General features: G+C 30.7%; 16 protein-coding genes, 2 rRNA genes, 1 pseudogene and 2 riboswitches. Of the genes and pseudogenes, 3 read left to right on the top strand and 16 right to left on the bottom strand.

What is annotated here, in order from left to right; all coding sequences use genetic code 11:
* The 14 genes and pseudogenes from MR593_RS00645 to uvrB all read right to left on the bottom strand — a co-directional run.
* On the bottom strand, window positions 1–556 hold a 556-nt coding region (locus tag MR593_RS00645), incomplete at its 3' end, for an ABC transporter permease (RefSeq protein WP_290685806.1).
* Window positions 557–766: 210 nt separating this feature from the next.
* Window positions 767–914: riboswitch (molybdenum cofactor riboswitch) on the bottom strand.
* 205 nt (window positions 915–1,119) lie between these two features.
* Window positions 1,120–2,265, bottom strand: coding sequence for an iron-containing alcohol dehydrogenase (locus MR593_RS00640; protein WP_290685803.1), 1,146 nt, complete (start codon window positions 2,263–2,265; stop codon window positions 1,120–1,122).
* Between the two features lie 366 nt (window positions 2,266–2,631).
* Window positions 2,632–3,312 (bottom strand): HesA/MoeB/ThiF family protein, encoded by a 681-nt coding sequence (locus tag MR593_RS00635; protein WP_290685800.1) that lies wholly within the window; start codon window positions 3,310–3,312, stop codon window positions 2,632–2,634.
* A 7-nt stretch (window positions 3,313–3,319) separates the two neighbouring features.
* The gene (locus MR593_RS00630) at window positions 3,320–3,544 is read right to left on the bottom strand and encodes a MoaD/ThiS family protein (RefSeq protein ID WP_290685797.1); all 225 of its coding nucleotides are present in this window, start codon (window positions 3,542–3,544) and stop codon (window positions 3,320–3,322) included.
* Window positions 3,545–3,712: 168 nt separating this feature from the next.
* Window positions 3,713–5,548, bottom strand: a pseudogene (locus MR593_RS00625) (aldehyde ferredoxin oxidoreductase family protein).
* A 110-nt stretch (window positions 5,549–5,658) separates the two neighbouring features.
* A riboswitch (molybdenum cofactor riboswitch) is annotated at window positions 5,659–5,777 on the bottom strand.
* A gap of 229 nt (window positions 5,778–6,006) precedes the next feature.
* On the bottom strand, window positions 6,007–6,498 hold the full coding sequence (locus tag MR593_RS00620) for a MogA/MoaB family molybdenum cofactor biosynthesis protein (RefSeq protein WP_290685793.1): 492 nt from the start codon (window positions 6,496–6,498) through the stop codon (window positions 6,007–6,009).
* A gap of 1 nt (window position 6,499) precedes the next feature.
* On the bottom strand, window positions 6,500–6,937 hold the full coding sequence (locus MR593_RS00615; protein ID WP_290685790.1) for an MOSC domain-containing protein: 438 nt from the start codon (window positions 6,935–6,937) through the stop codon (window positions 6,500–6,502).
* Between the two features lie 55 nt (window positions 6,938–6,992).
* A complete protein-coding gene (moaA, locus tag MR593_RS00610; protein ID WP_290685787.1) occupies window positions 6,993–7,967 on the bottom strand; it encodes a GTP 3',8-cyclase MoaA in 975 nt (324 codons plus the stop codon).
* 82 nt (window positions 7,968–8,049) lie between these two features.
* The gene (gene moaC / locus MR593_RS00605) at window positions 8,050–8,532 is read right to left on the bottom strand and encodes a cyclic pyranopterin monophosphate synthase MoaC (RefSeq protein ID WP_290685784.1); all 483 of its coding nucleotides are present in this window, start codon (window positions 8,530–8,532) and stop codon (window positions 8,050–8,052) included.
* 343 nt (window positions 8,533–8,875) lie between these two features.
* Window positions 8,876–9,691: a histidinol-phosphatase HisJ family protein gene (locus MR593_RS00600; protein ID WP_290685781.1), complete on the bottom strand. Its 816-nt coding sequence runs from the start codon at window positions 9,689–9,691 to the stop codon at window positions 8,876–8,878.
* A 90-nt stretch (window positions 9,692–9,781) separates the two neighbouring features.
* Window positions 9,782–10,708 carry an HPr(Ser) kinase/phosphatase gene (hprK, locus tag MR593_RS00595; RefSeq protein ID WP_290685778.1) on the bottom strand — a complete coding sequence of 309 codons (927 nt, stop codon included), beginning with the start codon at window positions 10,706–10,708 and terminating at the stop codon, window positions 9,782–9,784.
* Between the two features lie 2 nt (window positions 10,709–10,710).
* The gene (uvrC, locus tag MR593_RS00590) at window positions 10,711–12,525 is read right to left on the bottom strand and encodes an excinuclease ABC subunit UvrC (RefSeq protein ID WP_290685775.1); all 1,815 of its coding nucleotides are present in this window, start codon (window positions 12,523–12,525) and stop codon (window positions 10,711–10,713) included.
* Between the two features lie 16 nt (window positions 12,526–12,541).
* Window positions 12,542–15,367, bottom strand: a complete 2,826-nt coding sequence (gene uvrA / locus MR593_RS00585) for an excinuclease ABC subunit UvrA (RefSeq protein ID WP_290685772.1) — start codon at window positions 15,365–15,367, stop codon at window positions 12,542–12,544.
* A 93-nt stretch (window positions 15,368–15,460) separates the two neighbouring features.
* Window positions 15,461–17,428: an excinuclease ABC subunit UvrB gene (gene uvrB / locus MR593_RS00580; RefSeq protein WP_290685770.1), complete on the bottom strand. Its 1,968-nt coding sequence runs from the start codon at window positions 17,426–17,428 to the stop codon at window positions 15,461–15,463.
* 452 nt (window positions 17,429–17,880) lie between these two features.
* Between uvrB and MR593_RS00575 the strand changes: the two genes are divergently transcribed.
* Genes MR593_RS00575 through MR593_RS00565 form a run of 3 tightly spaced genes read left to right on the top strand, consistent with a single transcriptional unit; the run spans window position 17,881 to window position 22,113 of the window.
* Window positions 17,881–18,381: an NADH-quinone oxidoreductase subunit NuoE family protein gene (locus MR593_RS00575; protein WP_290685768.1), complete on the top strand. Its 501-nt coding sequence runs from the start codon at window positions 17,881–17,883 to the stop codon at window positions 18,379–18,381.
* A 13-nt stretch (window positions 18,382–18,394) separates the two neighbouring features.
* The gene (locus MR593_RS00570) at window positions 18,395–20,281 is read left to right on the top strand and encodes an NADH-quinone oxidoreductase subunit NuoF (protein ID WP_290685765.1); all 1,887 of its coding nucleotides are present in this window, start codon (window positions 18,395–18,397) and stop codon (window positions 20,279–20,281) included.
* A 59-nt stretch (window positions 20,282–20,340) separates the two neighbouring features.
* Entirely contained in the window at window positions 20,341–22,113 is a 1,773-nt protein-coding gene (locus MR593_RS00565) for an NADH-dependent [FeFe] hydrogenase, group A6 (RefSeq protein WP_290685762.1), read from the top strand.
* A 463-nt stretch (window positions 22,114–22,576) separates the two neighbouring features.
* Here MR593_RS00565 and rrf read toward each other — a convergent pair.
* Window positions 22,577–22,693 (bottom strand): 5S ribosomal RNA (gene rrf, locus MR593_RS00560).
* 122 nt (window positions 22,694–22,815) lie between these two features.
* Window positions 22,816–22,911, bottom strand: a 23S ribosomal RNA gene (locus MR593_RS00555); the annotation flags it as partial.

Here is a 22,911-nt window from a genome sequence, read left to right as displayed (position 1 = left end):
TACCCATAGATGTGGATTGAGAAATATAAGTAGTCATAACTCTAGTTTTTCCTCTTATATTTCCACCGACTAGCATTACTGCCCCTACTTCTGAGATTCCTCTTCCAAAAACAGTTATTAATATAGTCGCTAGATAAGGTTTTATTTCTTTAAAAAATATCCATTTTTGTTTTATCTTTTCTACTTGTAATATTTTGCATGTAATCAGTATATCTTCACCGCATTTATTTAATGCATCTACAATTAAACTAATAGACATCGGTATTAAAAGAAGAACTTGTGCTATTATCATCGCTGGACAAGTAAATAACAGTTCAAAGCTACCTAAAGGTCCTTTTTTGGACAACATAAGAAATACTACAAGACCCATTACTACTGGTGGAGTACTCATTAGTGCATTTACTACTAACATAAGTTGTTTTTTTAATTTAAAATCTTTTAAGTAAATAAATATACTTAAAATAATACCAAAAAACATTGCGATTAATGTAGCAGTAACTGTTACATAAAGAGATCTTCCTACAATTTGTATAACTTCTCCGATTCCAATTTGCATATTAAATTCCTTTCTAAAAAATATATATTTGTTAAATTAATATATTATTAGTAGTTAAAATTAATAAAATAATTCTCGGAGTAGATACAACTGTAGGTATTTGAGAATAAGATTTGATTTTTGAAATTGCTTGAATGTATATAAATATGATTTTAAAATTATTCATTAATAAAATAATTCTCAATAAATACAATTGCAGAAATTTGAAAATTTCAATTAATACTATCTCCTTTCCTAAAAAAACGTAAACGTTTTTCTTTCTTGTATGGGAGGCATATATATTTCTATAATATACCCAATGTTCTATACTTCATAAGCAAATGCCCTTAGAAATATAAAATCGGAGAATTAATTTATTAATTACTTTTTATCAATTATATGGTATCACATTTTATCTACTTTTGTCAATTGTATAACAATAACAGTAGTAATTAAATACTTTTCGTAATAAGTTTACGATTTTTTTACAATGAAAAAGAGCGAACTTTACAAGTTCGCTCTTCCTCTATTTATTTAATGTAATTATTAACAAATATGTAAATCTAATCTATCCTTTATGAATATTAGAATACTTTGTTTAATATTTCGATTATTTCTTCTTTAGTAGCTTGTTTTGGATTTGTAGCACCACAAGCATCTTTTAATGCGTTAGTAGCTAATATATCGAAGTCTTCTTTCTTAGCTCCTAATTCTTCAAATCCTTTAGGTATTTCTACGTCAGCAGATAATTCTTTGATTGCAGCTATAGCAGCAGCAGCACCTTCTTCATCACTCATACCAGCAACGTCTACACCCATAAATGCAGCAACGTCTTTTAATCTATCAGGAACAACTTGAGCGTTGTATTCTTGAACAGCTGGAAGTAATATAGCATTACATACACCATGTGGTAAGTTATAGAATCCACCAAATTGGTGAGCTATAGCATGAACATATCCTAATGAAGCATTGTTGAATGCCATACCAGCTAAGAATTCAGCGTAAGCCATTTTATCTCTAGCTACCATATCGTTACCATCTTTAACAGCATCTCTTAAGTATCCTTGGATTAATTTTATAGCTTTTTCAGCACAAGCATCTGTTACTGGAGTAGCAGCAGTAGAAACGTAAGCTTCAACAGCATGAGTTAAAGCATCCATACCAGTTGCAGCAGTTAATCCTTTAGGCATACTTACCATTAAGTTAGGATCGTTTACAGCTAATACTGGGTTAGTATGTTCGTCAACTATTGCCATTTTAACGTGTCTTTCTTCGTCAGTGATTATACAGAATACTGTCATTTCAGAAGCAGTACCAGCAGTAGTATTTATAGCTATTAATGGAGTTTGAGGTTTAGCAGATTTGTTAACACCTTCATAATCTTTTATGTTTCCACCATTTGCATCAACTAAAGCTATACCTTTAGCACAGTCATGAGGAGATCCTCCACCAAATGACATTACGAAGTCACAACCTTCAGCTTGTAAAACTTTAACACCTTCCATAACTGCAGTTACAGTTGGGTTTGGAACTGAACCAGGATAAACAACATAACCTATACCATTAGCATCTAGGTTATCTAATATTCCTTTTAATTCAGCACTTGCAGCAGATCTTTTACCACAAACTATTAAAGCTTTTTTAAATCCTCTTGCTTTGATTTCAGCTGGAAGACTATCTGCGCATCCAGGTCCCATTAAACTTACATTTGGCATATAAAATTTGTACATTCTAATTTCCCCCTTGGTTTTATATTTGTAGCAATACACACTATTGTGTATCTTACTATTACATACATAAATCTATAACTTGTAAATATAAAATCTCAAAAGTATACATAGTATAACGTTTTCCCCCATATTTACAAAATATATCTTTATTTTGTTATAAGTGCTACCTTATACTTTAATTATATTGACCTAATACATGAATTGTCAACTTTTATTTTTTAAAATTTATAATATTCTAATAATATACAAAATACATACAAATCATACATAAGTACATATTAAAAATGCATATCAAAAATAATGTAGAAAAATAATAAAAAAAACTATTTTACTACACTTATATATAGATTTAAACAAAAAATTGCATTATAAATCTATAATATTATATGAATTATCTAATAGATCTATTAATAAAACTCTATTTCGATATAATTCGCCTTTATTCAATAACAATTTTATAACTTCACTAACCTGAATAGATGCTATGTTAGCAGGTGTAAAAGATGGATTACCTAATTTCTTTTCTGCACCCTTAGATGATTTTTTATAAATTTTAGTCAAAGTATCATCTCCTGGGAATACAGTGCATACTTGTCCATACCATCCTCCAATAGCTCCATGAACCATTGGTATATTCATTTTTTTACAAGCTTCTTGCAGCACAAGTCTCATAGGAATACTATCTAATGCATCTACTACTACATCGTGATCTTTTATTATATCACAGCTATTTTCTTCGCTAAATGCACCATCAATTACAGAAATTTTGACATTAGAATTTACTTCATTTACTCTCTTTTTAACTTCATCAGTCTTTCTATTTCCTATAACTTTTTCAGTACTTAGAATTTGTCTGTTTAAATTAGTTTCGTCAAATACGTCCATATCAACAGCAGTAATGCTTCCAATACCAATTCTTGCAAGCATTTCAATAATATAACCGCCAATACCTCCGCATCCTATTACACAAACGCGAAAATCATGTAATTTATTATTTTCTTCTTCAGTTAACGTAGTTACATTTCTTGTATATCTTTTTTCCACCATAATAAAATCAACCTCCACCTACAGGAGGAAATAGAGAGACTACATCATTTTCCTTCAAAGTTCTGTCACTTGGTCCATCAATTCCATTTAGAAGCATTACTGCAACTTCATCTTCTTCAATGTTAACAATGTTTAGAACATCTAAAATTGTACTATTCTCTTCTAATTCCATAATTTGCTTCTTTTCTCTACCATCTCTAAATGTCGCAAAAAGTCGAACTTCTACCTTCATATTTTCACCTCTCTTTTAAAAAAAATATATATATTTTATAGTACCACAAAGTACCCCTCTATATATATTTTTTTTAAGTATACAACACTATTAAAATAATAGCGTTGTATACTTAAAGTTATTTTACTTATATAAAGCGGTTGGCAATATTTAATTTAAAGTTTTTTTCTATCTAAATTGTTCTAGTACTTCGTTGTATTCTTCTAATCCTAATTTCTTTAATGTTGCTTCAGTTGGTATACTGTTTTCGTCCCAACCTCTAACAGCATAGTATTCTGGTAATAATTTATCTAATTGATGAACATGACCTTCAGATGGTCCACCTGGTATTGGTTCTTCTAATAATCTCTTAGGTAATGTATCTTGAGATTTATCTATTCCAGCTCTTAGGTTGAATATTTTTTCTAATGTCCAGATTCTATCTCCTGCTTCCATTATAGTATCTGCAGTGTAAGTATCACCACATACAGCATTGTAAATATCAGCATAATCTTGAGCACCTAGACCAAATGTAGTGAATATACACATACCCATAGAGTCTATTACAGCTGTTAAATCATGGAATACTTTTGCATAAGCAGGTTTTCCTTCTAATTCAAATCTATCTAATTTTTCTGGAACACCAAGTATTTCAGGGCTTATCATGTAACCTTTGATATGGCATCCACCTCTGTTATTTACTGCATAAGTTATACCATGTCCTTGTATACCTCTTGGATCGTAAGCTGGCATTTCTTGTTTTTTAACAGTCATAGAGTATTGAAGAGCTTCTTCTCCATATAATTCACATAATCTATAAGAACCTAGTGCTAATTTATCACCAAATCCTTCTCTTTTACCCATTTTTTCAGTCCATTTAACCATAGCATCAACGTCACCCCATTTTAGAGATAAACCGTCAGCTGCTAATTCTTCATCTTTAATAAATCCTCTTTGATATAATTCCATAGCTGCAGCTATAGTTGCACCAGCAGAAATTGTATCTAGACCGTATTCATTACAAAGCATATTAGCTTCATTTATTGCATCTAAATCATAGATTCCACAGTCTGAACCAAATGACCATAATGTTTCATATTCTGGTCCACCACATTCAGTACCGTCTTTTAATCTTACCCATCAACCACAAGCTATAGGAAATCTATGGCAAGGATTTTTCTTAACTAAGCAAGTATCAGTCATAGTTTCACCACTTATTTCGTCAGCTTGTGGTGTATATGCTTCTTGGAAGTTCTTAACTGGATGAACACCATTTTCATTTATTATGTTAACAAGTATAGCAGTTCCGTAAGTTGGAAGACCTTGGCCTGCAGTTGGGTCATTTCTAAGTATATTAACTTTTTCTTTATTTACTGCAGCTGCTTTTTCTTTATCTGGTACTTCAACTTTTCCGCTACCTTTAACAACTATAGCTTTTAAGTTTTTGGAACCTTGAACAGCACCTACTCCACCTCTACCAGCAGCTCTATCTACGTCATTCATTATAGCTGAGATAGGAGATAATTTTTCTCCAGCTGGAGCTATACATAATACGTTAGCACCTGGATGAGCTTCTTTTAATTTTGCATCAGTTTCTGATGATACCATTCCCCAATAAGGAGTTGCATCTTTTATTTCAACTTTATCATCTTCTATATAGATATATACTGGTTTATCTGCTTTACCTTCTATGATAGCCATGTCATATCCACAGTTTTTAAATTTAGCTCCCCATTTACCACCAGAGTTTGATATTGCTATTGTTCCTGTAAGTGGTGATTTAGTTACTACCATATATCTACCACTTGTAGGCATTGGAGCAGCTGTTACTGGACCTGTAGCTATTACTAATTTATTTTCTGGGCTTAATGGATCTACTTTAGGATCTACTTCATCCATAAAATATTTTACACCTAAACCTCTAGCACCTATAAATTTCTTAGCTATATCTTCTTTTAAAGCTTCAGTACTTATTTTTCCATCTGTTAAGTTTATTCTTAAAACTTTTCCAACATAACCATACATCTTCGTATCCCCCTTTATTTTTACCTACAATAAAAAACGCCATCCAAATGAAGTAATATTCATTTAAATGGCGATATTTTCTGTATTATCCCCTTGGAATATGAGTAATATTACTTCATAATACTATCTCCTTTCCAACGGGAGGCATATAAATTTCTAAATATACCCTACGGCCTCATCTTCCATAGCATAAACCTTAGGAAATATGAGATCGGAGAAATTTACTGAATTTTATTAATTATCTTAATTAAATAGTATCACTATAATTTCATATTGTCAACAACGTTTTCCTATTTTTTCCTAAAACAATTTAAAACTATTATTTTGTCGAAACTTTCTATTCTTCTATATTTATTATATTTTTCTTTTCTAAAATAACCATAACTATTTTTACAAATAAAAAACCACTTAGTATAAAATAAATCAATACCAAGTGGTTGAATTAAATTAGAATCAAATTATTTTCTAGCACATTCGCTAGCATTTCCTTTTAGTATATCTAATCCATGATCCAAAGAATCCACGATAAAATCTAAATTTTCCTTAACTGCTTTTGGGCTTCCTGGTAAATTTATAATTAAAGTATTTTTTCTTATAACAGAAACTGCTCTTGAAAGCATAGTTCTCTTAGTTATTTGCATACTATACGCTCTCATAGCTTCTGGTATTCCTGGAACTAGTTTGTCGGCTATTGATAATGTAGCTTCTGGAGTATTGTCCCTTGCAGAAAATCCTGTTCCACCTGTAGTTAATATTAAATCTGCTACATCGTTATCGCATATGTATTTCATTTCATTTGCAAGAGTTTCTTTATCATCTGGCAATACTTTATAATGAACTACTTCGTAATTATAGCTTGAAACTATTTCTTTTATTTTTGCTCCACTTTCGTCTACTCTTTCTCCTCTCGAACCCTTATCACTGGCTGTTATTATTGCAACTCTATACATATTATTTTTCTCCTCTTATTACTATTTCATCTCCAGCTTTTATTGTTCCGCCTTTGATTACCTTTGCAAATATACCATTAGTAGGCATTATGCATGTTCCCATTTTTTTATGAATTTCACAATGGCTGTGGCATTCTTTACCTATTTGAGTTATTTCTAATACTACACCATTACATTCAAATATAGTTCCAACTGGTATAGTTTTTAAATCATATCCTTCAACAATAAGATTTTCTCCAAATGCACCATGATCAACACCTGCTCCTAAAGCGTTAAACTCTTGTACTCTTTCATATGATAATAAACTTACTTGTCTATGCCATTTTCCAGCATGAGCATCACCTTCTATACCATAATCTGGAATTAAAGTTATTTCATCAACTGCTTTCTTTTGAACACCTTTTTTTTCACTGGTACATACTGCTATTATTTTTCCCACTGTAAAATATCCTCCTCATCATTATAATTAATAAAATTAATTTTAATTTAATATTTTATCCACCTATTTCGACCATATTCTTTTCTTCGACATCTACACTGTTATATTTATAAAACTCATGGTGTATAGGTTTATTGTATATAGCTTTATAGATTTTGTCTTTTAGATCATCATCGCTGATTCCATTTCTCAAAGGCTCTCTCAAATCTATACCTTTATTATAATGTAAACATAATTTTAAAAATCCATTAGAAGTTAATCTAACTCTATTGCACTCTTCGCAAAATTCATTGCTAATAGCACTTATAAATCCTATGCAACCTTTAAAATCCTTATTTTTATAGTATCTCGCCGGACCATTTCCAAGTTTTTCTTTTACTATTTCGAATTCTCCAAATTCATCTTCAAGCATTTTTAGAATTTCTTCATTTGGTATACCTGTAAATTGTTTACCGCATCCTATAGGCATCAATTCTATAAATCTAACTTGAATATTATCGTCCTTTGCAAGTCTAGCTATATCGCAAAGCTCATTGTAATTATGCTCTTTTATAACTAGACAATTAATTTTAGTTTTAATTCCTAATTTAACAGATTTCTTGATGCCATTTATTACTTGATCCATTTTATCTCTTCTAGTTATTTTTGCAAAGTTCTCTCTATTCAATGTATCTAAGCTTACATTTATAGCGCTTACTCCTGCATCCTTTAAATCTTCTACCATTTCATCAAGTAATACGCCATTGCTAGTCATTGTAATTTCATCGATTCCATCTATATCGTTAATTTCTCTAATTAATTCTACTATACCTTTTCTAACTAAAGGCTCCCCTCCAGTAATTTTTATTTTTTTGATTCCCAATTTAGCTACGACCTTGCATATTCTTATAATCTCATCAAAAGAAAGAATATCTTCATGCTTTATTTCAGGAACACCTTCTTCTGGCATACAATAAGTACATCTTAGATTACACCTATCAGTAACTGATATTCTTAAATATTCAATATTTCTATTTAATTTATCAATCATTGTTATTTCCTCCATTTTTAATGATTAATATACGAAAACATTAAAATTTATATAAACATATTGTTTGATATTAATCTTTATATTATTTTTCAAATAGGTATTCACCACTTTTTCCACCTGTTTTCTTAACAAGGTGAATATTTGATATTACCATACCTTTATTAATTGCTTTACACATATCGTATATAGTTAAAAGAGCTACATTTACACCAGTTAAAGCTTCCATTTCAACTCCTGTTTTTCCAGCAAGCTTAACTGTGCATATAGCAGTTACACTTTTTTCTTCTTCATTTAATTCAAAATCTATTTTTGATTTTGTAATCATTAATGGATGACACATAGGTATTAACTCTGATGTTTTTTTAGTTGCCATAATTCCTGCAACTCTAGCTACTCCAAGTACATCACCTTTTGCAATAGTTCCTTCCTTGATTCTTTTAAATGTTTCTTCATTTACAAAAATTGTACCTGTTGCAATAGCTTCACGTTGTGTTATATTTTTTTCTGTAACGTCTACCATTATAGCATTACCTTTTTCATCAAAATGGTTTAATTCATTCCCCATATCCCTTAACTCCTTTATTACGGTTTTAAATTTAATTTAAAATATTAGATAATTTTAAACTTTTATTTCTGATAATTAATAAATTCAATATCTATTTTTTACTCTTTAATTACATGATATCACAATTTTATATATTATATAACATATGTTTTACATATTATGTATTCTCTCACTTTACTTTTAAAAACAAAAAGTCTATTTAATCCATTTTTTACTTACATTTTGAATTAAATAGGCTCTTTACTTTATTAATTTATTATCATTATTGTAGATTTGTTTATTTTTAGATTTGATTAGATATGTTTTTATAGAAATGAAAAATTATAAATATACCAAGATTATACTATGCAGTGTGATATATATTTTGATATATAGGTATAAACTCACATTTTCTATTTTTAAAAATAGATACATATTTAAATCCTAAATAATCTAACATTTCATAGGATTTATCAAAATCCGCACATACATCTATAGCTCTATGCGAATCAGATCCCAAAGTTATTATTTCTCCACCTAGCTCTTTATATCTTCTAACTATATCTATATTAGGATGTATAGCATTTAAACCATATCTATATCCTGAAGTATTTAATTCTATACCTTTTCCTCCATCTATTATAGTTTTTAAAACTTCATCTAATACATCTCTATAATCATCATATATAATTTTATTATCTTCATAGATTGCATATCTATTTATATAATCCAAATGACCATAAATATCGTAATTTTTAAATTCTTTATTAGTTTGTAGTATAGACTCAAAATACTTTCTATATGCTTCCTCTTTGCTAAGTCCTTCAAAATAATCTCTATGTGACACAGGTATTTTATCTATTGTATGAGTTGAACATAATACAAAATCAAATTTTGTTGAATTTAATATTTTATTTATTTCTTTATTTAAATGACTTTGATATCCAACCTCTATACCTGTCAATAGCTCTATTTCATCACTGTACTTTTCTTTATATTTAGATATTTGTTCTGTATATTTTAGAATATCTAATGAAAAATGGTCTGTATTGAACTCTAGATGATCAGTAAAAGTAAGGCAATCTACACCTATATCTATAGCTCTTTTTATAACATCTTCCATTGTATCCTTTGCATCTATCGAAAAATGTGTATGCACATGATTATCTACTATTTTCATTATAAAACCTCCTATATTTTTTAATTAAATAATACAGGAGGTTTTTAAATATCGTATTAATTTAAGGTAAATTTTAAGTTATTTTTAAATTTACTTTTGAATTGTTTGAGCTAATTTTTTAGTGAATTCTACAGCTGCATCGTATCCCATTATCTTTTGTCTATGATTCATAGCCGCAACTTCTACTATCATAGCTGTATTTCTACCTGGTTTTACTGGAACTACAAGTTTTTCTACTTCTTTTCCTAATATTTTTTCGTATTCTTTATCTAAACCTAATCTATCGTAGTATTTTTCTTGATTCCAATTTTCAAGATGAAGAACTAAGCTGATTTCCTTCATATTTTTCACTGCACCAACTCCATATAGACTTCTAACATCTATTATTCCTATACCTCTTATTTCCATGTAATGTCTCAATAGTTCTGGAGCTTGACCTACTAATCTATCGTCATCTAATTTAATTATTTCAACTGCATCATCGGCAACTAATCTATGACCTCTTTGTATAAGCTCAAGGGCTGTTTCTGATTTACCTATACTACTTTCTCCCTTTATTAAAACACCTATTCCATATACATCCACTAACACTCCATGTATTGTTACACGTGGTGCTAATCTATGATCTAGATAATTAGATATTTTATTAATAAATCTAGTAGTATTTCTCTCACTACTTATAAGCACACGTTCATGTCTTTTAGCTGCTTCGATTATATCTTCATCAACTTCCAATCCCCTTGTAATAACTAAGGCAGGTATATCATAAGAAAATAATTTATCTAAAATTTCTCTTCTTCTTTCTTTATCTATATTTTTAAAGTAAGTATATTCACCTTTACCTATTATTTGTATCCTGTCAAATGAAAAATACTCAAAATATCCAGCTAACGCTAACCCTGTTCTATTTACATCTTGCGATTCCACAAAAAATTCTTTATCCTCTGGTTGGTAAACTACATTAAGCTCCAAATCCCTGACGATATCTGATATCGCAACTTTTTCTTGTGATTCCATGTTTATTCCTCCGATCTAAAATAATTATAAATATTCTCTGCAGCTGTTTTATTTATGCTTTCTACCTCTAATAATTCCTCAAATGTCGCAGCCTTTATATTTTCAATACTTTTAAAATGGCTTAAAAGATTTTTCTTTCTTGTTTCGCCTATGCCTGGTATCTCATCTAATACAGATTTTGTAATAGATTTTTTTCTCAAGCTTCTATGATATGTTATAGCATAATTATGGACTTCTTCTTGTATAGTTGCAACAAATCTATATAAATTTGTTGTTTTATCTAGCACAATTTCTCGAGATTTATTTACTAAGCCCTTTGTTCTATGTTTATCATCCTTAAACATTCCCCACAAAGGTATTTGTAGGTTATTATCGTTAAGTACCTTTTGAACCGCACTTACTTGACCTTTACCTCCATCTAGTAAAATTAAATCCGGTAGATTATCGTGCTTAATTCTTCTTCCTATAATTTCTGCCATTGATCCATAATCGTCTGGTCCTACTATGGTTTTAATCTTATACCTTCTATATTCTTTTCTGTCTTTTTTGCCGTCTGTAAACACGACCATAGTCCCTATTGAATCAACACCCTGAATATTAGATATATCATAGGCTTCTATTCTTTTAGGTACTGTTTCAAGTTCAAGTAACTCTGTTAGCTGGGTTAGAGCTCCTATGCTTTTTTCGTATTTTTGTTTATTTAAATTAGAAAATTTATTTAGATACTCCATAGCATTCCTTCTAACCATTTCAACTAAATTTTTCTTTTCTCCTTTTTGTGGTATTTTAATAGTCACTTTGCTTCCTCTTTTGTGACTTAGCCACTCTTCCAGTATATAATTGTCTTCTATTTCTTCATCTATAATTATTTCTTTCGGTATATACTCTTGTTGCATGTAAAATTGCTTTACAAATGAACCTAATACAGAGTCAGATGAGCTTCCATCTACTCCTTCTAATATAAAATGTTCTCTTCCTATAATTTTACCATTTCTAATGAAAAAAACTTGAACACAGGCTTCTTGTTCTGTCCTAGCCAACGCTATTATATCCTGATTTACGTCTGAACTAGAAGCATCTATTTTTTGTTTTTCCATTATCTCTTCTAAATTCTTTATCTTATCTCTGTAGATAGCAGCTTCTTCAAAGTTAAACTCCATAGCACATGCATTCATTTTCTCTTTTAAAATTTCTATCAATGTTTCTTCTTTTCCAGATAAAAACATCAATATCTCATCTATCATTTTTCTGTATTCTTCCTTTGACACGTTTCCTGTGCATGGTCCTACACATTTTTTGATGTGATGATTTAAGCATGGTCTTGCATTATTTTTAATTGCCTTAGCTATATCTACGTTGCAGTTTCTTATCGGATATATATTTCTTATGATCTCTAGAGTATCATTTACTGCACCTACATTTGTATACGGACCGAAGTATTTAGCCTTGTCTTTTAGTACTCGTCTTACCTTCATAACTCTAGGGTAATCTTCATTTACTGTAACCTTTATATATGGATATGTTTTATCGTCCCTAAGCAAGACATTGTATTTAGGTCTATACTGTTTAATTAAGTTACATTCCAATATTAACGCTTCTAATTCAGAATCAGTAATTATATATTCAAAGGAGGCGATGTTACTTACCATAGACTTTACTTTGGATGAATGATTTTTTGATGATTGAAAATACTGTCTAACTCTATTTTTTAGTGAAATAGCCTTCCCCACGTAGATTATTTTGTTATTTTTATTTTTCATCAAATAAACACCAGGTTCATCTGGCAGTAATTTTAATTGTTCTTGAATATCAAACATCAAATATCTCCTTTTTCTATTCAAAATACTTCTTTAAAAATTGTCCTGTATAAGAATTTTCGACTTTTGAAATTTCTTTTGGAGTTCCTGTAGCTACAATTGTACCTCCATTATCTCCACCTTCTGGACCTAAGTCTATTATATAATCACAGCTTTTTATAACATCTAGATTATGTTCTATAACTACTATAGAGTTTCCTGTGTCTGCTAATCTCTGTAAAACATCTATTAATCTTTCTACATCTGCCATATGCAATCCTGTTGTAGGTTCATCTAGGATGTACAGTGTTTTACCTGTTGGTCTCTTGCTTAATTCTGTCGCCAGTTTTATTCTTTGAGCTTCTCCACCTGATAATTGAGTCGATGGCTGACCTAATTTTATATAAGAAAGTCCGACATCCATTAGTGTCTCTAATTTTCTTTTTATTGTAGGTATATTTTCAAAGAATTCCAATGCTTCTTCTACATTCATGTCTAGTACATCAGATATAGTTTTATCCTTGTATTTAACCTGTAATGTTTCTCTATTATATCTTTCTCCTTTACAAACCTCACAAGGCACATATACATCAGGTAAAAAATGCATCTCGATTTTTATTATACCATCGCCTTTACAAGCTTCACATCTTCCACCTTTTACATTGAAGCTAAATCTTCCCTTCTTGTATCCTCTCGCTTTAGCTTCATTTGTCATAGCAAATAAATCTCTTATATAGTCGAAAATACCTGTATAAGTAGCAGGGTTTGATCTAGGTGTTCTTCCTATAGGACTTTGATCTATATTTATTATTTTATCTATATTTTCGATTCCTTTTATGTCCTTGTGTTTCCCTGGCTTAGTTTTAGATTTATTTACTTTATTTGCCACGCTCTTATATAAAATTTCGTTTATTAGAGTACTTTTTCCTGAGCCAGAAACACCTGTTATACAGACGAATTTACCTAAAGGTATTTTAACATCTATATTTTTAAGGTTATTTTCACTTGCTTCTATTATTTCTATGAATTTTCCATTTCCTTCTCTAATAGTTTCTGGAATTTCGATTTTTCTCTTTCCACTCAAGTACATTCCTGTTATAGAGTTTGGATTTGCTATTATTTCCTCTAATGTACCTTGAGCAACTATTTCACCACCATGTATACCTGCTCCTGGTCCTATATCTACTATGTGGTCTGCTGCTCTCATAGTATCTTCATCGTGTTCAACTACTATCAGTGTATTTCCTAACTTAGTTAAATTCTGTAGTGATGCTATTAACTTATCATTGTCTCTTTGATGAAGACCTATACTTGGTTCGTCTAGCACATATAATACTCCGACTAATGCTGAGCCTATTTGGGTAGCAAGTCTTATACGTTGAGCTTCTCCACCTGATAGAGTTCCAGCCTTTCTAGACAGGTTTAAATATTCCAATCCTACATTTCTTAAGAAAGATGCTCTTTCACGAATTTCTTTTAATATTTCCTGAGCAATAAATTGATTTTTTTCGCTTAACTGCAAATTATCTATAAAATCTATTAACTCAGTTATTGAAAGCTCTGTTACTTCAATTATATTTTTTCCGTTTATTTTTACTGATAGAACTTCTTTTTTAAGTCTGTTTCCGTGGCATTTTGGACAAGGTGTTTCCGCCATAAATTCTTCTATTTTTTCCTTTGAATATTCTGAAGATGTTTCGTTATATCTTCTCTCTAGATTTACAATAACACCTTCAAATGGAGCTTTATAATGTCTTCTTCCTCCATATTTAGAATCGTATTCAAACTCTACCATTACGTTATTTTTGCCGTAAAGTAACTCTTCTACAAAGTCTTCTGGTAACTCTTTAAACGGAACATCTAAAGACACGCCAAATGTCTCTGCTAAGCTTCTTACCATTTTGCTGTAGTAGGTATCATTGTTCTTGCTCACAGACCCCCAAGCTGCAATTGCACCTTGATTTATAGATAAGTCCTTATTAGGAATTACTAAATCCTTATCTACTGTTCTACTTTCTCCAAGACCTTTACATTCATCACAAGCTCCAAAAGGCGCATTAAATGAAAACATTCTTGGAGACAGCTCTTCTATCCCTATACCGTGATCTGGACATGCAAACTTAGTAGAATATAAAACCTCTTCTCCACCTATAATTTGAGCGATTACAAGTCCATCTGATAGTTTGACAGCAGTTTCAATTGAATCAGAAAGTCTATTTTCGATTCCTTCTTTGACTATTATTCTGTCCACAACTACTTCTATATTGTGCTTTTTATTCTTGCTTAGTTCAATTTCATCTGTAACCTCGTAATTTTCTCCGTTTACTCTAACTCTTACGAAGCCCTCCTTTTTTATATTTTCAAGTGTCTTTTTATGTGTTCCTTTTTGACCCCTAACTATAGGAGACAGTATTTGTATTTTAGTTCTTTCTGGAAATTCTAGTATTTTGTCTACTATTTCCTGTATAGTCATTTGACTTATTTTATTTCCGCATACTGGACAATATACTTCTCCTACTCTGGCAAATAAAAGTCTTAGATAATCGTATATTTCTGTAACTGTACCAACTGTCGATCTTGGGTTTCTCGAAGTTGTCTTTTGGTCTATTGATATAGCAGGCGAAAGTCCTTCTATATACTCTACATTTGGCTTTTCCATTTGTCCCAAGAATTGTCTAGCATAAGATGAAAGACTCTCTACATATCTTCTCTGACCCTCTGCGTAAATCGTATCGAACGCCAATGAAGATTTTCCTGAACCCGATAATCCTGTAAATACTATGAATTTATTTCTAGGGATAACTAAATCTATATTTTTTAAGTTATTTTCTTTAGCTCCCCTTATGACTATTTTATCTTCCATTATAAATTCCTTTCTATTATTTTTACATTTTTCCTGATTAATTTATTTTTTATACAATTTATGTCAATTTATCTCAGTTTATATCAAATTATGTCAATTTATCTTATTTTCCAGTTCTTTGATTTTATCTCTCAACTCAGCAGCTCTTTCAAATTGTAAATTAGTAGCTGCTTCCATCATTTCAGCTTTTAATTTTTCTATATTTGCTTTAATTTGTTCCTTATCATCTGTATCTGATATTCCATAAATTTCTTCTTCCTCAGCTAGTTTAAGAGTTTCTATATTATCTCTGATATCTTTTTGAATAGTTTTAGGAATAATACCGTGTTCTTCATTGTATAGCGATTGTATTTCCCTTCTTCTTGCAGTTTCTTCAATAGTGGCTGCCATAGAACGAGTAATTTTGTCTGCATACATAATAACTCTACCCTCTGCATTTCTAGCTGCACGTCCAACTGTTTGTATCAAAGAAGTTTCAGAGCGTAGGAAACCTTCCTTATCTGCATCTAAAATAGCTATTAGAGACACCTCAGGAATGTCTAATCCCTCTCTCAATAGATTTATACCAACTAATACATCAAATTCACCTAGTCTTAAATCTCTTATTATTTCAGTTCTCTCTAAAGTAACTATATCCGAATGTAGATATTTTACCTTTATACCTATTTCCTTTAGATAATTAGTTAAATCCTCACTCATTTTCTTAGTCAATGTAGTAATCAATACTCTTTCATTCTTCTCTATAACCTTATTTATTTCTCCGACTAAATCATCTATTTGATTTTCTATCGGTCTAACTTCTATAATAGGATCAAGTAGACCTGTAGGTCTTATAATTTGCTGTGCTACTGTAGTCGAATGCTCTATTTCATAAGGTCCCGGAGTAGCTGAAACAAATAGAACTTGATTTATATTTTCCTCAAATTCAGAGAAATTTAAAGGTCTATTATCATAAGCAGAAGGAAGTCTAAAACCATTATCTATTAATGATTTTTTTCTAGATTGATCTCCTGCATACATCCCTCTAACCTGTGGTATTGTAACGTGTGATTCATCTACTATCAACAGAAAATCATCTGGAAAGAAATTCATAAGAGTATATGGTTTTTCACCTGGTTTTCTCCCTGTAATATGTCTAGAATAGTTTTCTATTCCTTGGCAAAATCCCAATTCCTTAAGCATTTCTATGTCGTATTTTGTTCTCTGCTCTATTCTCTGTGCTTCAAGCAATTTGTCATTATCCTTAAATTCTTGAACGACCTCTTCCAATTCCTTTTCTATGGATTTTATAGCCTCCTCTATTCTCTCTGGAGTTGTAACATAATGTGATGCAGGGAAAATAGCTGTATAGTTTCTCGTACCTATTATTTTTCCTGTAACGTAATCTATTTCTGTTATTCGATCTATTTCATCTCCAAAAAATTCTACTCTAATCGCTCTTTCATCATTGCTTACAGGGAAAATTTCAACGACATCTCCCCTAACTCTAAATGTTCCTCTGACAAAATTGATGTCGTTTCTCTCGTATTGTATCTCTACTAGCTTTTTAATAATATCATCTCTCTCGACCTGCATACCTACCCTTAGAGATAACATCAAATCCTTATAATCTTTAGGATCCCCTATACCGTAAATACAAGATACAGAAGATACTATTATCGTATCTTTTCTCTCTAAAATCGATGCTGTAGCCGAGTGACGTAATTTATCTATTTCATCATTTATACTCGCATCCTTTTCTATATAAGTGTCACTATGAGCTACATAGGCCTCTGGTTGATAATAATCATAATAACTCACAAAATATTCGACCGCATTATCAGGAAAAAATTCTTTAAACTCACTGTAAAGCTGAGCCGCTAACGTCTTATTATGAGCTAAAATAAGAGTCGGTTTCTTTACCTCTTGTATTATATTTGCCATAGTAAATGTTTTTCCCGAACCAGTAACGCCTAATAAAGTCGAAAATTTTTCATTATGATTTATGGCGTTTACAATTTCCCTAATAGCCTCTGGTTGATCTCCAGTAGGTTTAAAGTCTGATTTTATTTTAAAATCCATAATATCACCTCGCCTCTCTCGAACATTAGTTCACCTTTCTCAATTATACCACAATATATATTACTATTTTCGCACTTTTACATATTAACTTAAAAATATTTTACCCACAATAATACAATTTAAATACTTTTTATAATAATTTTATAATAATCAAATAAATTTTCTTATTAAAAATATTTTATTTAAAAAAAATAAATTTTATTCAATATAATCTTCAGATTTTTTACAAATTTATCCATTTATATATTATAATAGTGTATGTAATATTTAAAAATTTTATAATTATTTATATTACATTTTATTTTTATTTTTAATAGATATGTTTCGATATATGGTATATATTGTATATTGTATAAACATATTTTTAAAACTTAAAATATAAATACATCTTATTTTTTATTTAGTATATTTTATTAATTTTAATTATTTCAAAATTGAAAAGGGGGATTTGTATGTGTGATTTCGTTTCACAAAACCAAAAATTATTCGATGAATTAGATAAACTAATCGATTCATTAGAAGTAGCTGATGAAAGTTCATTAATCTTTGTTCTTAAAGAAGCACAAGGAATTTTTGGATATCTACCAAAAGAAGTTCAACTTCATATAGCAAAAAGATTAGGTATTTCACCTGCTACTGTTTATGGCGTTGTTAGCTTTTACTCTTACTTCTCTACTAACCCAATTGGAGAATACAAGATAAGTGTTTGTCTAGGAACAGTTTGCTTCGTTAAAGGTTCAGACAAAGTTATGGCTGAATTCGAAAAAGAATTAGGAATTAAAGACGGCGAAACTACTGAAGATCTTAAATTCACTCTTGAAAGTTTAAGATGTGTAGGTGCTTGTGGTCTAGCTCCTGTTGTTACTGTCAATGGTAAAGTATACGGTCAAGTAACTGTTGACGATGTTCCAAAAATATTAGACAACTATAGAAATTTAGAATTAAGCTGTTAGGGAGGTAATATTGATGCAAAAATTAAATTCAATAGCTGATTTAAAAGCTGCTGTCCAAGAATATAAACCTATTCTTAACTTAAGAGAAAACCATACTGAAGAAATACCAGATAAAAGAGATATATTAGTTTGTGGTGGTACTGGATGTACTTCTTCAGAAAGTTTAGTTATAATAGAAAATTTAAAAAATGAAATTAAAAAAGCTGGTTTAGAAGACCATGCTATGGTACATCTAACAGGATGCTTTGGATTCTGTGCAATGGGTCCAATAGTTAAGGTTTATCCTGATAACGTATTCTACGTTCATGTTAAACCAGAAGATGCTGCTGAAATAGTTGAAAGTCATATAAAAAATAACCAAGTAGTTGAAAGATTATTATTCGCAGAACCAACTCTAGACTTCCAAAAAGTTAAAAGAGATAGCGATATGGAATTCTACAAAAAACAAGTTCGTATTGCTTTAAGAAACTGTGGACATATAAACCCAGAAGATATAACTGAATACATAGCAAATGATGGTTACACTGCACTTGCTAAATGTTTATCTGAAATGACTCCTAAAGAAGTTATTGAAGAAATGAAAGCTTCTGGATTAAGAGGACGTGGTGGAGCTGGTTTCCCTACAGGAAGAAAATGGGAATCTGCTTCTAAAAACCCTGCTGTAAATGGTAAGAAATTCATAGTATGTAACGCTGACGAAGGTGACCCAGGTGCATTCATGGATAGATCTTTACTTGAAGGTGACCCACACAGTGTATTAGAAGCTATGGCAATAGCTGGTTATGCTGTAGGTGCTTCAGAAGGATACATCTACATAAGAGCTGAATATCCTCTTGCAATAGATAGATTAAAAATAGCTATAGCTCAAGCTGAAGAAGCTGGAGTTTTAGGTGAAAATATATTAGGAACTGGATTTAACTTCAAAATACAATTAAAATATGGTGCTGGTGCATTCGTTTGTGGTGAAGGTACTGCTCTTATAAATTCTATAGAAGGTAAACGTGGTGAACCAAGAATGAAAACATTCTCATCTTCTCAACATGGTTTATGGCAAGCTCCAACTTCTGTAAACAACGTTGAAACATTTGGTAACGTTCCTGCAATAATAAACAAAGGTGCTAAATGGTTCGCTTCTTATGGTACTGAAGATTCTACTGGTACTAAAGTTTTCGCTTTAGGTGGAAAAATAAACAACGTTGGTCTTGTTGAAGTACCTATGGGAACTACTTTAAGAGAAATCGTTTACGATATCGGTGGCGGTATCCCTAACGGAAAGAAATTCAAAGCTGTTCAAACAGGTGGTCCATCTGGTGGATGTATATCAGAAAAAGACCTAGATACTCCAATAGATTTCAAATCATTAAGCGATATAGGATCTATGATGGGTTCTGGTGGTATGCTTGTTCTTGATGAAACTGACTGTATGGTTGACATAGCTAAATTCTTCCTTGAATTCACAGTTGATGAATCTTGTGGTAAATGTACACCATGTCGTATAGGTAACAAGAGATTACTTGAAATGTTAAATAAAATATGCGATGGAAAAGCTGAAGAAAAAGACTTAGATGACTTAAAAGATTTAGCTTTAACTATAAAGAACACTTCTTTATGTGGTCTTGGTAAATGTGCTCCAAACCCAGTACTTAGTACATTAGATTGTTTCTACGATGAATATTTAGCTCACGTTAAAGATAAAAAATGTCCTGCTGGTAAATGTCAATCTCTATTAAATTACGTAATAACTGACAACTGTATAGGTTGTGGATTATGTAAGAAGAATTGTCCAGCTGATGCTATCACTGGTGAAAAGAAACAAAAACATGTTATCGATACTACTAAATGTCTAAAATGTGGTGCTTGTATGTCTAAATGTAAGAAAGATGCTATCATAAAAATGTAGTATTTAACGTATAGTGCTTAAACAATAATTTTATTAAATTATTAAGGAGGAATTTATCAATGAACTTAGTTAACTTAACTATAAATGGTAAAGCTGTATCAGTTCCTGCTGGAACTAAGATATTAGATGCAGCAAAACAAGTAAATATAAAAATACCTAGTCTATGTAATATGAAAATAGAAGAAATCGGATTCGTAGACGACTGTGCTTCTTGCCGTGTTTGTATGGTAACTGCTGGAAACAAATTAGTACCTGCTTGTGGTACTATGGTTAAAGAAGGTATGGTAGTAAATACTAACAGCCCAGAAGCTTTAAGATATAGAAAAAACGTAGTTGAATTATTATTATCAGACCATCCACAAGATTGCTTCACTTGTGATAAATGTGGTACTTGTGAATTACAAAAACTTGCATCTGAAATGAACATAAGAGAAATCAGATTCAAAGGTGAAAAATCAACTTTCAAACCTGATACTTCTTCTCTACCTATAATAAAAGATACATCTAAATGTGTATTATGTAGAAGATGTGAAACTATGTGTAATAAAGTTCAAACTGTAGGTGCTCTTTCTGGTTTAAACCGTGGATTCAACACTATAGTTGGTACTTTCTTCGACCAAGACTTAGTTCATACAGATTGCGTATTCTGTGGTCAATGCGTAAGTGTATGTCCAACTGATGCTTTAATAGAAAAAGATAACTCTAAAGAAGCTTGGGCTGCATTACAACAAACAGAAAAACCTGTTATAGTTCAAATAGCTCCTGCTGTAAGAGTTAGTATATGTGAAGAATTCGGACTAGATCCTGGTACTGTAACTACAGGTAAATTAATATCTGCTTTAAAACAATTAGGATTTGACTATGTATTCGATACTAACTTCGGTGCTGACTTAACTATAATGGAAGAAGCAAATGAATTTGTAGAAAGATTAACTACTGGTGGAACTTTACCAATGTTTACTTCTTGTTGTCCAGCTTGGGTTAGATTCTGTGAAACTCAATTCCCAGATTTAATTCCACACTTATCAACTTGTAGATCACCACAAGGTATGTTCTCTTCAATAGCAAGATATTACTTTGCTGATAAAGTATTAGACAAAAAACCAGATGAAGTAATAATCGTATCTATAATGCCTTGTATAGCTAAAAAATACGAAATATCTAGAGAACAATTAAGCAAAGACGGTTTACAAGATACTGATATATCATTATCTGTAAGAGAAATCGCTAGAATGATAAGAGAAGCTGGTATAGATTTAGCTCATATGCCTGAATCTCAATTCAACAGTCCTTTAGGAAACTCAACTGGTGCTGCTGATATATTCGGTGTTACTGGTGGTGTTCTAGAAGCTGCATTAAGAACTGCTTACACTGACATAACTAAGATGGAATTACCATTCAATGGTATAGATTTTGTAGAAGTCAGAGGATTCAAAGGTATAAAAGAAGCTACTATAAACATAGCTGGTAAAGAAGTAAAAGTTGCTGCTGCTTCATCTTTAGGAAATGCAAGAATATTAGCAGAAGAATTAAGAGCAGACTTAGCTGCTGGTAGAGAACCTAAATATCAAATGATAGAAATCATGGCTTGCCCAGGTGGATGCGTAGACGGTGGTGGACAACCATTCCATCATGGAGACTTCGAAAAAGTTAAAGCTAGAGGTGCTGCTTTATATGCAATAGACTCTAATAAGACTCAACGTAAATCTCATAAGAATGAAGACATATTAACATTATATGCTAACTTCTTAGGTAAGAGAGGCGGACACGAAGCTCACGAATATCTACATACTGACTTCACTGATAAGAGTAACCCATATATGAATGAATAAGATTAATAAAATAGATAGATAAATTTATAAAGGATGATTGCAAAGCTCATTTGCGATCATCCTTTTTTATACTTATTATTATTATTAAATTCTAAAAAATTATTTTTTTAATTTTGTTTTTAAAATCTATACAAAATACTATAATAGCACTTTATAGTATTTATTTCATACATAATATTTAATTTCTAGTTTACAATTTGTCGTATATTGTCTATATCTGTAATCAACAAAACAGAATAAAACATTTTAAAATATAACAAAACATAATAAAAAGTATTGAAATCATATAAAAAAAGTAGTATTATTATAATATAAGAAATATCCATAAGAAATATATCTTATAAATAACAATACTAACAATTTAAAATTAAAATAAATTATCTCAAAAGTATATAACTCTTAATAAGACTCCTTTAGTCTCCGTCTAATTGAGTCTCTTTTTTTATGTAATAAAAAAAAGACTACGTGGCTACGTCTTACTCTCCCAGGCGGTCACCCACCAAGTACCATCAGCGCTAAAGAGCTTAACTTCTGTGTTCGGAATGGTAACAGGTGTATCCTCTTTGCTATAATAACCACATAATCTTTATATGCTAATTTATATAAAAAATTTATCTACAAAATAAATTCATTGCTTTCTCAAATTTTCATAATAAATTAACACTTTCAAAATTGCAAACATTTAATGAAGGCATTATTCATTTGGTCAAGTCCTCGATCTATTAGTATCAGTAAGCTAAATACATTACTGCACTTACACCTCTGACCTATCAACCAGGTAGTCTTCCTGGGATCTTA

It is taken from the genome of Intestinibacter sp., assembly GCF_022780145.1.
GTDB lineage: Bacteria > Bacillota > Clostridia > Peptostreptococcales > Peptostreptococcaceae > Intestinibacter.
This window is presented reverse-complemented; position numbering and strand designations above follow the sequence as displayed.